Raw genomic sequence first — 12,909 nt, 5'->3', positions numbered from 1 at the left:
TCAGCCCCGGCCGCCGTAGACGGTGCGCCCCGAGTCGGTCACGTCCTTGCCGAGCCGGCGGGTCAGGTGCAGCCCCTCCAGCACGAACTCGACCGCGGCAGCGGCCTCCTCCGGGGTGGGCGCGTCGCCGAGGCCGAGCCGGTCCAGCACCTTGGCCAGGCCGGGAACGGTGCCCACCTGGCGCAGCAGCTCGGTCGAACCGACCAGCTCGCCGGTCTCGATCGCCGTCCCGTCCTCGACCAGGGCGGTGAACCCGGACAGGTCCAGCCCGGCGAGGTGGGCGCGGAACGTCTCGGCGGTGGCGGTCCGCAGCAGGTGGGCGAGGACCTCGATCTCCCGCCCCTCCTCGCCGCTCTCGAACTCCACCTTGCCGCGCAGCGTGCTGGTCACCGACACCGCGTCGCCGACCCGCGCCACCGCGGCCTCGGACCGACCGTCCGGGTTGGCGGAGGCGGCGAGCAGGCCGGCACGGCGCAACGCGGCACCGGCGACCGTCTCGGCGGCGGCGATCGCGAACCGGGCGGAGACACCGGAGCGCGGGTCCACCGACGGGGACTCCCGCACGGCGCGCGCGAACCGGGCCAGCACCTCCAGCACGTGCTCCGGCACCTCGGCGACCAGGTCGGCCTCCTGGCGGATCAGCGCCAGCTCCAACTCCAGGTCTACCGGGTAGTGGGTGCGGATCTCGGCGCCGAACCGGTCCTTGAGCGGCGTGATGATCCGGCCGCGGTTGGTGTAGTCCTCCGGGTTGGCGCTGGCCACCAGGAGCAGGTCCAGCGGGAGGCGCAGCTGGTAGCCGCGGACCTGGATGTCCCGCTCCTCCAGCACGTTGAGCAGCGCCACCTGGATGCGCTCGGCCAGGTCGGGCAGTTCGTTGACGGCGAAGATGCCCCGGTTGGTGCGCGGCACCAACCCGAAGTGGATGGTCTCCGGGTCACCGAGGGTGCGTCCCTGGGCGATCCGGATCGGGTCGACGTCACCGATCAGGTCGCCGACGCTCGTGTCCGGGGTGGCGAGCTTCTCGCCGTAGCGCATCGAGCGGTGCAGCCAGCCGATCGGCAGCTCGTCGCCGGCCTCGGCGACCTGGGCGACCGACGCGGGGGTGAGCGGGTGCATCGGGTGCTCGTTGAGGACCGAACCTGCAATGACGGGGGTCCACTCGTCGAGCAGCCCGCCCAGCGCGCGGATCAGTCGGGTCTTGCCCTGGCCGCGCTCGCCGAGCAGCACCATGTCGTGCCCGGCGAGCAGAGCCCGCTCGACCTCGGGAAGGACGCTGTCGTCGTAGCCGACGATGCCCGGGAAACGGGTCTCGCCGGAACGCATCCGGGCGAGGAGGTTGTCGCGGAGTTCCTGCTTGACGGTGCGGTACTGGTGACCGGCCGCGCGCAGCGCGCCGAGCGTGCCGGGCAGGTCGGCCGGTGGAACCGGGATTACCGGGGTAGGCGCAGTCACCCGAGTAACGCTAGCTCACATTCGCGGGGGCGCCCCGGGCATCGGGAGCACCCCCACCGCCCACCCTCAGCCCCGGCCGCAGCGTCCGCAGGTCCCCAGGCGGCGCCTGTGGTACGCGTACGTCGCCGCGCCGAGCGCCACGCCCCACAGCGGCCAGAGCAGCATGGGCGCCCCGGTCAGGCTGACCCCGCCGGTGAGCTCCCAGAACCTGGGGTTGCTGAGCAGTCCCAGGCTGGCGGCGGTCACCGCGATGGCGACCAGGGTGGCCGGCACCACGGCCAGCAGCACCGGCACCCGGCGACCGGCGAGCCCGACCATCCAGCGCGGGAACCGCTCGCCCCAAGGCTGGACCAGCCCGAGGGTGAGGATCGCGCCGACGGTGGCGAACGCGCCCAGCCCGAACCCCGCCCAGACCAGCCCGGTGTCCTGCATCTCGGTCAGGAACTCGCGGGAGATGCCGAGCGGGATGCCGGCGGCCCAGGCGAACCGGGTCGACGCGTACGTCAGCGGAATCGCCGCCGCGATGCCGGCGGCCCACCGACCCCAGCGCGCGGCGGCGGCCGGGGTGGTCCAACCCCGGTCGGTGTCGCCGCGCCCGCAGCCGACGCAGGCCCCGGCGGTACGGCGCTGCCAGGTGAGGACCGCCCCGGCCAGCAGCAGCCCGCCGGCGAGCGCGGCGAACCGACCGAACAGCGCCCAGTTGAAGATGTCGGAGTAGTCGACGGGCGGCCAGCCGAACGGCGCTCCCACGATCAGGATCGGCAGGTAGCCGAGGACGATCAGCACGCGGGCGTCCGGGACGATCACGGCGAGTCCGAACGCCACCGCCCAGCCGTAGCCGGCGAGCAACACCCGCAGCGGGCCGGGCGGGCGGACCGCGGGGCGGCTCATGGCGAGGGCGGCCACCGCGGCGGTGAGCAGGACGCCGGCGAAGAGTGGGGTGGCCACGTCCACGGGCACCAGGCGCAGCAGGTTCACGTCGCCGCCGTGCCTGTCGTTCGCGCCGAACGGGTAGCCGGCGCCGGTGAGCATGCTGACCAGGGCGAGTACGCCCCACAGGCCGAGCCAACCGGCGGCCAGTGGGGCGAACCGGTCCGGCCAGCGGGAGTCGGAACGGGGTCGGGATGCGGTGATCGTCGTCATGCTCTCAGCCTCGGCCGGCAGCCGGTCGAAACCCTCCCGGCCGGCGGTGAACCCGCTCCCCCGGGTGGGGGACCGATCAGCCGGACGGGGTGACGAAGCCGGACTCGTAGGCGGCGATCACTGCCTGCGTACGGTCCCGGACGCCCAGCTTGGCCAGCACGTTGCCGACGTGCGTCTTGACCGTCTCCACCCCGACCACCAGGTGCGCGGCGATCTCCGGGTTGGACCGGCCGGTGGTCATCAGCCGCAGCACCTCGGCCTCCCGCTCGGTGAGCCGGGCAGCCCGCAGCCGGTCGCCACCCGCCGGCCCGTACGCCCCGACGAGCTGGCGGATCGCGGCCGGGAAGAGCAGCGACTCGCCCGCCGCGACGACCCGGACCGCCTCGATGACCTCCGCCGGCCGGGCCCGTTTGAGCAGGAAGCCGGAGGCGCCGGCGCGCAGCGCCTCGTAGACGTACTCGTCGTTGGCGAACGTGGTGACGACCAGCACCCGGGGCGGGTCGGCGGAGGTGGCCAGCAGGTGCCGGGTGGCCTGGATGCCGTCGATGCCGGGCATCCGCACGTCCATCAGCACCACGTCCGGGCGGTGCCGGGCGACCAGGGGCGGCACCTCGGCGCCGTCGGCGGCCTCGGCGAGCACCCGCAGATCGGGTTGAGCGTCGATGATGGCCCGCAGCCCGACCCGGATCAACTCGTCGTCGTCGACGATCAGCACACCCGTGGTCATCGCACGTCCTCATAGGGCAGGCGGGCCCGGATCAGCCAGCGGTCGCCGTCCGGCCCCACGGTGAGTCGACCGCCGAGCAGCAGCACCCGTTCCCGCATGCCGTCCAGGCCCCGACCGGACCGCCCCGTGTCGGCCCGGTCGGGGCTGCTCATCGTGTTGACCAGTTCCAGCTCCAGCGCGTCCGGCCGCAGGTCCAGGCGCAGTGTCACCGGCCCGTGGCCGTAGCGGACGGCGTTGGTCAGTCCCTCCTGGACGATCCGGTAGCCCTCCCGGGAGACGATCGCGGGCAGTCGCGCCGGGTCGCCGACGCGCTGCGCGTGCACGGTCAGCCCGGCCGCGCGGGTGTCGGCGACCAGCCGGTCCAGGTCGGCGAGGGTACGTTGCGGTGCCACCGAGGGCCGGTCGCCGCCGTTCTCGCGGAGCAGCCCGAGCACGTGGTCCAGCTCGTCCATCGCGGTCCGCCCGGCCTCCTCGATGGCGGTGAGCGCCCGCCTGACGAACTCCGGATCGCTGTCGAGCACCTCGCGGGCCGCGCCGGCCTGGAGGGTGGCCACGGTCAGCGCGTGACCTACCGAGTCGTGCAGTTCCCGGGCCAGCCGGTTGCGCTCGGCCAGTCGGGTGGCGCGCGCCTCGAGCGCGGCGATCCGCTCGGCTTGCGCGGGGCCGAGCAGCACCGGCGCCATCGAGACGGCGAGCGCGCCGAGTCCGGCGACGGCGTAGCCGAGGCCGACCAGCAGGGCCACCCCGGTCAGCGTCAGAGCGCCGCTGTCCCGTCCGTCCAGCGGCCCGAACCGCTCCTGGCTGGTCAGTTCGGCGCCCACACCGAACTGCTGGGCGATGAACGCCAGCGCCATCGGCAGGGCGCTGAACAGGGCGATCATCACCAGCGCGCCGATGATGAGGTGCGTGGCGATCCAGAGCGCGCTGCGCAGGCGGCTCTCCCGGTCGCCGCGGTGCCCCGGGGCGGGGTCGGGCAGGTCGACGCCGAGCAGCGCCCGCACGGCGGCGATCTCCAGCGCCCGGCTGCCGTCCAGCAGCAGCGGCACCACGGCGATCAACGCCGCGATCAGCAGGAGGGCGTACACCAGTGGGCGGGGGATCGTCGAGTCGGTGAGCAGTTGCGCGAACGTCACCGCGAGGACGCCGTACGGCAGCGCCAGCACACCACCGAGCAGCAGGAACACGCCGCGTCGCCAGGTGCTGCCGGCCACCAGCGGGGCCAGTGCCGCGCGGAAGGTCATGCGGTCATTCTGCTGCCGTCACCCCGGGGTGCGACTCCCCCGCACCGGGGAGATCTCAGCGGTGGTCGGCGACGTACCCCTGCGGGTCCTTGTCGCGGAACGGCAGGTCGCGGCCGTTCTTGTGCTCGCCGTAGAAGGTCAGCCAGCGCTGGCCCAGCTCGGCGCGCAGTTCGAAGCTGGCGTGCCGGCGGAAGTCGGGCAGCGCCTCGTCCTCCTCCTCGGCGAGGTGCTCGCTGTTCTCCCGGCGGGCCGTACCGACGGCCTCCCACCACTTTTTCGAGCCGACCGGGTGCAGCTTGGACTCGGCGATGGCGTCCCGGATCTTGTTGTGGTCGCCGATCGCGTCGGCGGTCTCGTCCTCGCCGTCGTCACCGTGCTTGACCAGGTGCGGGTAGAGGATCGCCTCCTCCGCCTCGGCGTGGATGTCCAGGTGCAGGGCGAGCGCCTCCCAGATGGCCAGCAGCTCCTGCTCGTCGCGGGCGTCGTCCAGGCGGGCGAAGCCGCGCCGGAAGGTGGCGTGGTCGTCCAGGATCAGTGCGGTGATGTCGTCCACTGTGCTCATTTCTCCGTCGGGCCGGCGATCCGGTTACGCAGCATCCGGGGCAGCGCGGCGAGCCCGGTGACCGGGCGGAACCGTTTGGCGGCCTCGGCCAGCGCCGCGTACTCGTCGTCGGCGAGGTCGAGGTCGGCCGCCGCGGCGTTGCGTTCCATCTGCTCCACGCTTGACGCGCCGGGAATGGCCAGCACGTTCGGGTGGCGCAGCAGGTACGCCAGCGCGATCTGGCTGGGTGTGGCGTCGTGTGCCTCGGCGACCTGGCGCAGCGTGTCGATCAGGACGGCGCCCCGCTCCAGGTTCTCCGGCAGGAAGTACGGGTTGGCGCGGCGGACCGCGCCGGTCGGCGGGTTCTTCGCGTCGTACCGGCCGGACAGGAAGCCCTGCGCCAGCGGGCTGTACGCGATGACGACCCGGCCGGTCTGGCGCGCGTACGGCAGCAGGTCCTGTTCGGGTGCGCGGTCCAGCATGCTGTAGCGGACCTGGTTGCTGAGCACCCGCCGGCCGAGTGCGGCCTCGGCGACCTGCCAGCGGCGCAGCCCGTAGTTGCTGACCCCGACCTCACCGACCAGCCCGACGTCCTGCAGGGCCCGCATGCCGCGCATCGTGGTGTGGTCGGCGACCAGCGGGTGGGGCTGGTGCACCTGGTAAAGGTCGATGCTGGTGACGCCGAGGCGGGCCGCCGAGGCGACCGCCCGCTGCTGCACCACCGCGGCCACCGGCAGCACGGGGAAGATCTTGCTGGCGACCACGACCTTGGGCCGGTCGTCGCCGAGCGCCGCGCCGAGGATCCGCTCGCTGCGCCCGAAGCCGTAGATCTCCGCGGTGTCGAAGACTGTCACGCCCAGCTCGACGGCCCGCCGGACGATCTGCGCGGCCCGCTGCTCGAAGTCGGGGCCGTAGCCCCACTCGCGGGAGCCGAACTGCCAGGTGCCGAGGCCGATCTTGGAGAGCGGTTTGGGGGTGTCGAGGGCGATGAACCGCATGGCCTCGAAACTACCCCGTTGTCCCGGTTTCCACGCCCGATCCCGTGCACCACGGCCCGCGGCTAGGCTCATGATCGTGACTTACCTCGCCCCGGATGACCGCTACGACACCATGACCTACCGGCGCAGCGGACGCAGTGGCCTGCGGCTGCCCGTCGTCTCCCTCGGGCTCTGGCACAACTTCGGCCCGGACCGTCCGTTCGACAGGCAGCGCGACATCGTCCGCCGTGCCTTCGACCTGGGCGTCACCCACTTCGACCTGGCCAACAACTACGGTCCGCCGCCCGGTTCGGCGGAGGAGAACTTCGGTCGGATGCTCGCCACCGACTTCAAGGCGTACCGGGACGAGCTGGTCATCTCCAGCAAGGCCGGCTACCTGATGTGGCCCGGCCCGTACGGCGAGTGGGGCTCGCGCAAGAACCTGATCTCGTCGCTGGACCAGTCGCTGGGCCGGATGGGCCTGGACTACGTCGACATCTTCTACTCGCACCGCTTCGACCCGGACACCCCGCTCGAGGAGACGATGGGCGCGTTGGACGCCATCGTCCGCTCCGGCAAGGCGCTGTACGTGGGCATCTCGAACTACAACTCGGAGCAGACCACGCGGGCCGCCGCGATCCTGCGCGAGCTGGGCACGCCGCTGCTGATCAACCAGCCGTCGTACTCGATGCTCAACCGTTGGACCGAGTCCGACGGTCTGCTCGACACGTTGGAGCAGGTCGGGGCCGGCTGCATCGCGTACAGCCCGCTGGCTCAGGGTCTGCTGACCGACCGCTACCTGGGTGGCATCCCGGCCGACTCGCGGGTGCGCACCAGCGTCTTTCTCAACGAGAGCGACCTCAGCGACGAGAAGATGGCCACCATCCGGGGGCTCGGCGCGGTCGCCGAGCGACGCGGTCAGTCCCTCGCGCAGCTCGCGCTGGCCTGGGCGCTGCGCGACCCGCGGATGACCAGCCTCATCATCGGTGCGAGCAGCGTCGAGCAGTTGGAGACCAACATCGCCGCAGTGGACAACCTCGACTTCACCGCCGAGGAGCTGGCCGAGATCGACCGGCTGCTGGGCTGAGCGCCGCCGGGTCGAGCGGCGGGCCGGGTCACCAGATCCGGCGCCGCCCGGCCCGGTGGTTGCGGACCTCGCACTGCCGTCCCACCGGCGCGGCCGCGCCGCGTCGCCGGCGGCCCACACCGACCAGCACCAGGACCAGCACGACTGCGGCGCCGGCCAGCACCGGCCACCGCGCACCCAGGTCGGTCACCGACGCCACCGGCACGCCCGGGTCGGCCGCCGCCGCCACCGCCGCCGCGTCGGTGGCGGCCGGCTGACTCGCGGCGGTACGCGCAGCAGCCGGGGCCGCCTTCGTCGCGCTCTTCGTCGCGCCGCTTCGCGCCGTGCGGAACACGACGTCCGAGCAGGAGTAGTAGGTGTCCGGGGTGTTCGAGTTCTGCCAGATCGTGTAGATCAGGTGTCGGCCGCTGCGGTCCGCCGGCAGCCGGCCCGCCAACTGGTACGCCCCGCCCCGCACCGGCGGGTCGGTCCGGGTCAGAAATGGCCGTGACTCCAGATCCGACCAGGTCAGCGGCTTACGGGGGTCGTAGTCGGACTTGGTGACGTAGAGCCGGAAGGTGCCCCGGTGCTCGATGGTCGTCCGGTAGCGGAAGGTGAACGCCGCGCCCGTGGTCACCTCGGTGCTCGGCCAGTCGGTGCGGGGCAGGTCCAGTCCCCGGTACGCGGACAGCCCACCGCTGCACAGCTCACCGTCCGGGATCCGTTCCCGGTCCCGACCGTTGACGGCCGCGACGCGTACGTTGTCCCATTCCCGTACGGCCGCGCCCGCCGCCACCGCCGCCCGGCAGGCCGCACTGGCGGCGTGCCGGCCCTCCGGCCCGCAGGCCGCTGCCCGGCTGATCGGGTCGGTGGGGGCGCCGTGCGCCCAGGCGGGCGCCGCGCCCAGCGGTGCGGCCGCCACGGCGACCAGCACGGCGGCGAGCACTCGACGCACGCTCATGGATTGACCTCCCGCGCAGTGGTACGGACGCGGGACGCCAAAGGTTCGACCGCTCGGGGCCCGGGAATCGCCCGGCGGGCCTCGGCGTTTCGATAGGCGGTACGGATTCAGGCCAGACCCCCAGGCCGAGGAGGCAGACATGAAGGTACGTAGCTCGTTGCGTGCGCTGAAGCAGAAGCCGGGTTCGGTGGTGGTCCGTCGTCGCGGCCGGGTGGTCGTGGTGAACCGCGCGAACCCGCAGTGGAAGAGCCGTCAGGGCTGATAACACACTTATCGGATATACCTCCGCCGGGGCGGATGCGGCACGATGCCGCATCCGCCCCGGCGCTGTTCGGGACTCAGTCCACGAGGGAGCGGCAGTTCATCGGGGCGTCCTTCGGCACCAGAGCCCAGGCCACCTTCTCGTAGCCCGCGCCCTTGTGCACCGGGAAGACGCTGAAGTGCAGGATGCTGCCCTTCGGCATCTTCGACGGCGCGATCACCCACTCCGAGTCACCGAACACGCCGTCCTCGTTGGCGCCGGGGATCCGGTCGAACGTCAGGACCTCCTTGATCTGGGGCAGTTCCGCACCCTTGGGCGTGCACAGGAGATCCGCCTTGACGACGGACGGAACGCCCGCGTCGGCAAGCGCCTTCTCCAGCGCATCGGGATTGATCACCTGCTTGGACCGCAGGCGCAGCTGCACCGAGCCGTCCGCCTTCTTGACCACCGAGAACGCCGCCGGTTCCATGGCCGGCGCCGTGACGGCGTCACCCGCCGAGGCCGCCGGCGCCGCGGTGCCGCCGGCAGCGGTGCTGCCGGCCGTCGACGAGCCGGAACTGCCGAAGCCCAGCGGCACAGCCAGCGCGATGGCGGCCAGGGCGGCGAGCCCGCCGCCGGCGGCCACACCGAGCACGCCACGGTTACGCCGGCGTGCGTGGCCCCGCGCCTCGATCGCCTCGACCGGACGGTCCATCCGCACGCCGGAGAGAGTTTTCCTCATCGCGTTGAGCACCTCATCCTCGTTCATTTCGAGTCCTAACTGGTCACGGGCACGAATTGCGCCCGCAGGGCCGCTGTGGCGCGAGACAGGTGGACCGCTACGGTCCGCGGTGAGATGCCCAGTTCGTGGGCCACGGTGTTGGTGTCCAGGTCAAGCCAGACCCGCAAAACGATCACCTCGCGTTGCCGCTTCGGTAGCTGGCGAATGGCGCTCAGCATCGCCTGGTCGACGTCGTGAACGTCGTCATCCGGCCGGGGCAGGTCGTGGCCGTCGAAGGCGACCTCGCGCCGACGACGCCGCCACCAGGACACCCGGACGTTGAGGGCGGTGCGCACCACCCACGCCGTTGGTGCCGGATGCCGACTCACCTTCCGCCAGGAGGCCCAGGCCCGCGCGAACGCCTCGGCGACCAGGTCCTCCGCCAGCGCACGATCACCCGTACTGGCCAGTACGGCACGCAGGCAGTTGTCCCGGCAGCGCTGGTAGAAGTCCGCGAAGTCCTTCCGTTCTTGCTCCACACCTGGCACACGCATGAGCACGGTGATTCATTTACCGCAGCCGGAAAAAGATTTGCACGGCACCCCTCGACGGGCCCCGGTGGTCGCGATGGCCGCAGGCCCCGCACACCGCGGCCCGACCGGCGAGCGGTACGGCCCGGTCGATGCGATCATGCCCTGGACTGAGCATGTTCATCGATTGCAGGGGGCGACGGTGCACGGAGAAGACAGGTCAGCGACCCGACGGCGTACGCGCAGGTTCGTGGCCGGCGCGGCGGGCGCGTTGGCGGTGCTGGCCACCGTTCCGGCACCCGCGCAGGCCGCCAGTTGGACCCCGGTCCGGGTGGTGTCCGAGGCCGGCTGGAGCGGGCAGGACCAGCCCTTCGTGGCGGTCGACCGCGACGGTGACTCGCTGCTCGCCTGGGCGGGGTGCGACAGCAGCGCGAGCGGCTGCTACGACCAGGTCAAGACGCAGACCGTCTCCGCCGACGGCGTGTGGGGCCCGATCCAGACCCTCTCGCCGCGCGGCGCCGTGGCGTCCTGGCCCAAGATCGCCTCCGACGACGACGGCGACTCCGCAGTGGTGTGGACGCAGGACAGCCTCGTGGTGGGCCGCCGGGTGTCCGCGACGGGCGAACCGGGTCCGCTGCAGACGATCGCCACCTGGAGCGCGACCAGTCCGGCTGTCGCGGTGGACCCCACGGGTCAGGCGCTGGTCACCTGGACCGAGATCCGCGACGGCGGGTTCATCACGAAGGCTCGGTACTTCGCCGCGGACAGCTCCCTCGGGCCGGAGCTGACCCTCGGCGTGGGCGCCGACCAGCCCGTCGTGGCCATGGACCGCACCGGAACGGCCCTCGTCGCCTGGACCGAGAACTACGAGCGGGTGGTCGCGCGGCGGGTCCGCCCGGAGGGTGTGTCCGCCCTGCGCGCCATCGCCGGGGCGGCCACCGACATCCGGTACGGCAGCGTCTCGGTCGCCCTGGACCGCGACGGGGACGCGGTGATCAGTTACCGGTGGTCGAAGGCGGGTGCGCCTCCTCGCCTGCGGGTGCGCCACTACAGCCACACCGACACGCTGGGCAGCGTCATCAGCGTGTCGCCGGCCACCCACGAGCTGACCCTGCACGACGAACTGGCCGCCGACCTGGACGGCGACGCGGTGCTGACCTGGGGCCGCTGGACCCCGGAGGGCACCCAGGTGTTCGGTCGCACGATCTCCAGCACCGGCGCCCTCGGCGCGGTGACCAGGCTCGGTGTCGGCGACTGGCCGAAGGTCGCCCTGGACGACGACGGTGACGGCCTGGTCACGTGGAACTCGCCCAGCCCGGACTTCTCGACCACACGGGTGCAGGCCAGGACGATCGGGCCAGACGGCGCGTTCGGCGCGGCCGAGATCCTCTCCCCGGACGGGCGCTTCGCGCAGCCCGCGTCCAGCCCGACGGGCCGCTTCTCGGTGATCTGGCAGAAGAGCACCTACGAGTACGACATCCGGATGCGCTTCAGCCAGTAGACGAGTCGGCACAGCAGAACGCCCTGGCAGGGAATGATCCCCGCCAGGGCGTTTCGCAAGGGTGGAGCCGAGGGGACTCGAACCCCTGACCCCCACACTGCCAGTGTGGTGCGCTACCAGCTGCGCCACGGCCCCTTGCTGTCGTCCCGGTCGCCCGGGCACTGGGAAACTATACACAGACCGGCCGGCATGGTCATCTCGCGGGGTCCCGCCCGGCCGGGTCAGTTGAGGGCCACGTCCGGCGGGAAGTGGGCGACGGCGGCCATCATGCCGCCCTGCCGGCGCAGCACCATCGGCCACAGGTCGTCGGGGCGGTCGACGAAGGCGTCGCCGGGCAGAGCGTCCAGCAGGAACCAGGACCCGTCGGCGATCTCCTGCTCCAACTGCCCGCTGCCCCAGCCGGAGTAGCCGGCGAAGACCCGGATGCCGCCGATGCTCTCGCGCAGCTTCTCCGGGTCGACCGAGAGGTCGATCGTGCCGACCGCGCCGGAGACCTGGTGAAAGCCCTTGAGCCGGCGCAGCGGTTGCCGCATCCGGGCCAGGCAGATCGCCGAGTCGGGCTGCACCGGGCCGCCCTCGAAGAGCACCGCGGGGTGGCGGGCCAGGTCACTCCAGTCACCCAGCACCTCGGCGACCGGCACCTCGGTCGCCCGGTTCAGGACCACGCCGAGCGCGCCACCCGGCTCGTGGGCGACCAGCAGCACCACCGTACGGTCGAAGTTCGGGTCTTTGAGCGCCGGAGTCGCGACCAGCAGCCGCCCGGTCATCGACTCCATCGCTCGTCCGCCGATCGCCTGGCCCTCTCCCTGCATCTCACCTACCCGTCAGCCGTGAGCCCGCGCCGGGGACCCGTCATTCGCCGGACCCGCACGGTGCATCGGGATCAGCCGCGCTGTCAACGCCATGCCTGGCACCATAGCCTGCGTCCCCGGTGCTGGCTAAGGTCTGACCGGCGGGTGATCGGACAGTTGCGACGGAGGTTCCATGGCACCGACGGCGGACCTCGCGGTGATCGGCGGCTCCGGCCTGTACGCCCTCCTCGACGGCACCCCGCATGAGCTGGGCACCCCTTACGGTCCGCCCTCGGACGCGGTGACCATTGCGGAGGTGGCCGGGCGGCGGGTCGCGTTCCTGCCCCGGCACGGTTCCGACCACCGGTACCCGCCGCACCGGATCCCGTACCGGGCCAACATGTGGGCACTGCGGTCCCTCGGCGTACGCCAGGTGTTGGCGCCGTGCGCTGTCGGTGGGCTGCGTCCGGAGCTGGGGCCGGGCACGTTCGTGGTGCCGGACCAGCTCATCGACCGCACCAGCGGGCGCGTGCAGACCTACTACGACGAGGGCGCGGTGCACGTGCCGTTCGCCGACCCGTACTGCCCGCGGGGCCGGCACGCGCTGCTCGCCGCGGCGGCGTCCCGGGACGTCACGGCGGTGGACGGCGGGACGGTGGTGGTGGTCGAGGGTCCACGGTTCTCCACCCGTGCCGAGTCCCGCTGGTTCGCTTCGATCGGCGGCACTGTCGTGAACATGACTGGTCACCCGGAGGCGGTGCTCGCCCGGGAGATGGCGCTCTGCTACTCGTCCATCGCGTTGATCACCGACCTGGACGCCGGGGTGCAGGCGGGCGAGTCGGTGACCCAGGACGAGGTGTTCCGGGTCTTCGCGGCCAACACCGAGCGCCTGCGGGACGTGCTGCTGGACGCGGTGGCGGCGCTGCCCGCCGAGCAGGACTGCGCGTGCGGCCGGGCGCTGGACGGAATCACACTGCCCTTCGCGCTGCCCTGACCTGCGCCGCACGAGGCCCGGTG

General features: G+C 72.4%; 14 protein-coding genes and 1 tRNA gene. 4 read left to right on the top strand and 11 right to left on the bottom strand.

Annotation, left to right across the window (positions count from 1 at the left end; translation table 11 throughout):
- From AB0B97_RS14785 to AB0B97_RS14760, 6 genes are all read right to left on the bottom strand, one after another.
- The gene (locus AB0B97_RS14785) at positions 1-1,452 is read right to left on the bottom strand and encodes a sigma 54-interacting transcriptional regulator (protein ID WP_234583066.1); all 1,452 of its coding nucleotides are present in this window, start codon (positions 1,450-1,452) and stop codon (positions 1-3) included.
- A gap of 66 nt (positions 1,453-1,518) precedes the next feature.
- Entirely contained in the window at positions 1,519-2,595 is a 1,077-nt protein-coding gene (locus tag AB0B97_RS14780) for a hypothetical protein (RefSeq protein WP_357493849.1), read from the bottom strand.
- A 76-nt stretch (positions 2,596-2,671) separates the two neighbouring features.
- Positions 2,672-3,322, bottom strand: coding sequence for a response regulator transcription factor (locus AB0B97_RS14775; protein ID WP_234583069.1), 651 nt, complete (start codon positions 3,320-3,322; stop codon positions 2,672-2,674).
- A complete protein-coding gene (locus AB0B97_RS14770; RefSeq protein WP_357493847.1) occupies positions 3,319-4,563 on the bottom strand; it encodes a histidine kinase in 1,245 nt (414 codons plus the stop codon). The genes AB0B97_RS14775 and AB0B97_RS14770 overlap by 4 nt, the downstream gene beginning before the upstream one ends.
- A gap of 55 nt (positions 4,564-4,618) precedes the next feature.
- Positions 4,619-5,125: a hemerythrin domain-containing protein gene (locus tag AB0B97_RS14765; protein ID WP_357493845.1), complete on the bottom strand. Its 507-nt coding sequence runs from the start codon at positions 5,123-5,125 to the stop codon at positions 4,619-4,621.
- On the bottom strand, positions 5,122-6,102 hold the full coding sequence (locus tag AB0B97_RS14760) for an aldo/keto reductase (RefSeq protein ID WP_234583075.1): 981 nt from the start codon (positions 6,100-6,102) through the stop codon (positions 5,122-5,124). Before AB0B97_RS14760 ends, AB0B97_RS14765 begins: the two co-directional genes overlap by 4 nt.
- Before the next feature lie 70 nt (positions 6,103-6,172).
- On the opposite strand from AB0B97_RS14760, the gene mgrA reads away from it, so the two are divergent.
- Positions 6,173-7,168, top strand: coding sequence for an L-glyceraldehyde 3-phosphate reductase (gene mgrA / locus AB0B97_RS14755; RefSeq protein ID WP_357493843.1), 996 nt, complete (start codon positions 6,173-6,175; stop codon positions 7,166-7,168).
- Positions 7,169-7,196: 28 nt separating this feature from the next.
- Here mgrA and AB0B97_RS14750 read toward each other — a convergent pair whose 3' ends face one another.
- The gene (locus AB0B97_RS14750; RefSeq protein WP_357493841.1) at positions 7,197-8,108 is read right to left on the bottom strand and encodes a lytic polysaccharide monooxygenase; all 912 of its coding nucleotides are present in this window, start codon (positions 8,106-8,108) and stop codon (positions 7,197-7,199) included.
- A 139-nt stretch (positions 8,109-8,247) separates the two neighbouring features.
- Here AB0B97_RS14750 and AB0B97_RS14745 point away from each other — a divergent pair, with 139 nt between their 5' ends.
- Entirely contained in the window at positions 8,248-8,370 is a 123-nt protein-coding gene (locus AB0B97_RS14745; protein ID WP_030490864.1) for a 50S ribosomal protein L36, read from the top strand.
- Positions 8,371-8,446: 76 nt separating this feature from the next.
- Here AB0B97_RS14745 and AB0B97_RS14740 read toward each other — a convergent pair whose 3' ends face one another.
- Positions 8,447-9,118, bottom strand: coding sequence for a hypothetical protein (locus AB0B97_RS14740; RefSeq protein ID WP_357493839.1), 672 nt, complete (start codon positions 9,116-9,118; stop codon positions 8,447-8,449).
- Positions 9,119-9,126: 8 nt separating this feature from the next.
- Complete coding sequence (locus tag AB0B97_RS14735) at positions 9,127-9,609, bottom strand: sigma-70 family RNA polymerase sigma factor (RefSeq protein WP_234583080.1); 483 nt, start codon at positions 9,607-9,609, stop codon at positions 9,127-9,129.
- A 241-nt stretch (positions 9,610-9,850) separates the two neighbouring features.
- On the opposite strand from AB0B97_RS14735, the gene AB0B97_RS14730 reads away from it, so the two are divergent.
- Entirely contained in the window at positions 9,851-11,101 is a 1,251-nt protein-coding gene (locus AB0B97_RS14730) for a hypothetical protein (protein WP_357493837.1), read from the top strand.
- A 62-nt stretch (positions 11,102-11,163) separates the two neighbouring features.
- On the opposite strand, the gene AB0B97_RS14725 is transcribed toward AB0B97_RS14730, so the two are convergent.
- Together AB0B97_RS14725 and AB0B97_RS14720 are read right to left on the bottom strand one after the other, a co-directional pair.
- Positions 11,164-11,236, bottom strand: a tRNA-Ala gene (locus tag AB0B97_RS14725).
- A gap of 86 nt (positions 11,237-11,322) precedes the next feature.
- Complete coding sequence (locus AB0B97_RS14720; RefSeq protein WP_234583082.1) at positions 11,323-11,913, bottom strand: YqgE/AlgH family protein; 591 nt, start codon at positions 11,911-11,913, stop codon at positions 11,323-11,325.
- A gap of 172 nt (positions 11,914-12,085) precedes the next feature.
- Here AB0B97_RS14720 and AB0B97_RS14715 point away from each other — a divergent pair, with 172 nt between their 5' ends.
- Positions 12,086-12,886: an S-methyl-5'-thioadenosine phosphorylase gene (locus AB0B97_RS14715; RefSeq protein WP_234583084.1), complete on the top strand. Its 801-nt coding sequence runs from the start codon at positions 12,086-12,088 to the stop codon at positions 12,884-12,886.
- The last annotated feature ends 23 nt before the right edge of the window (positions 12,887-12,909 follow it).

The sequence above is a fragment of the Micromonospora sp. NPDC049004 genome (assembly GCF_040649315.1).
Taxonomy (GTDB): Bacteria; Actinomycetota; Actinomycetes; order Mycobacteriales; family Micromonosporaceae; genus Micromonospora.
The sequence above is the reverse complement of the archived record's forward strand: the minus strand, read 5'-3'. Positions and strand labels throughout refer to the sequence as shown.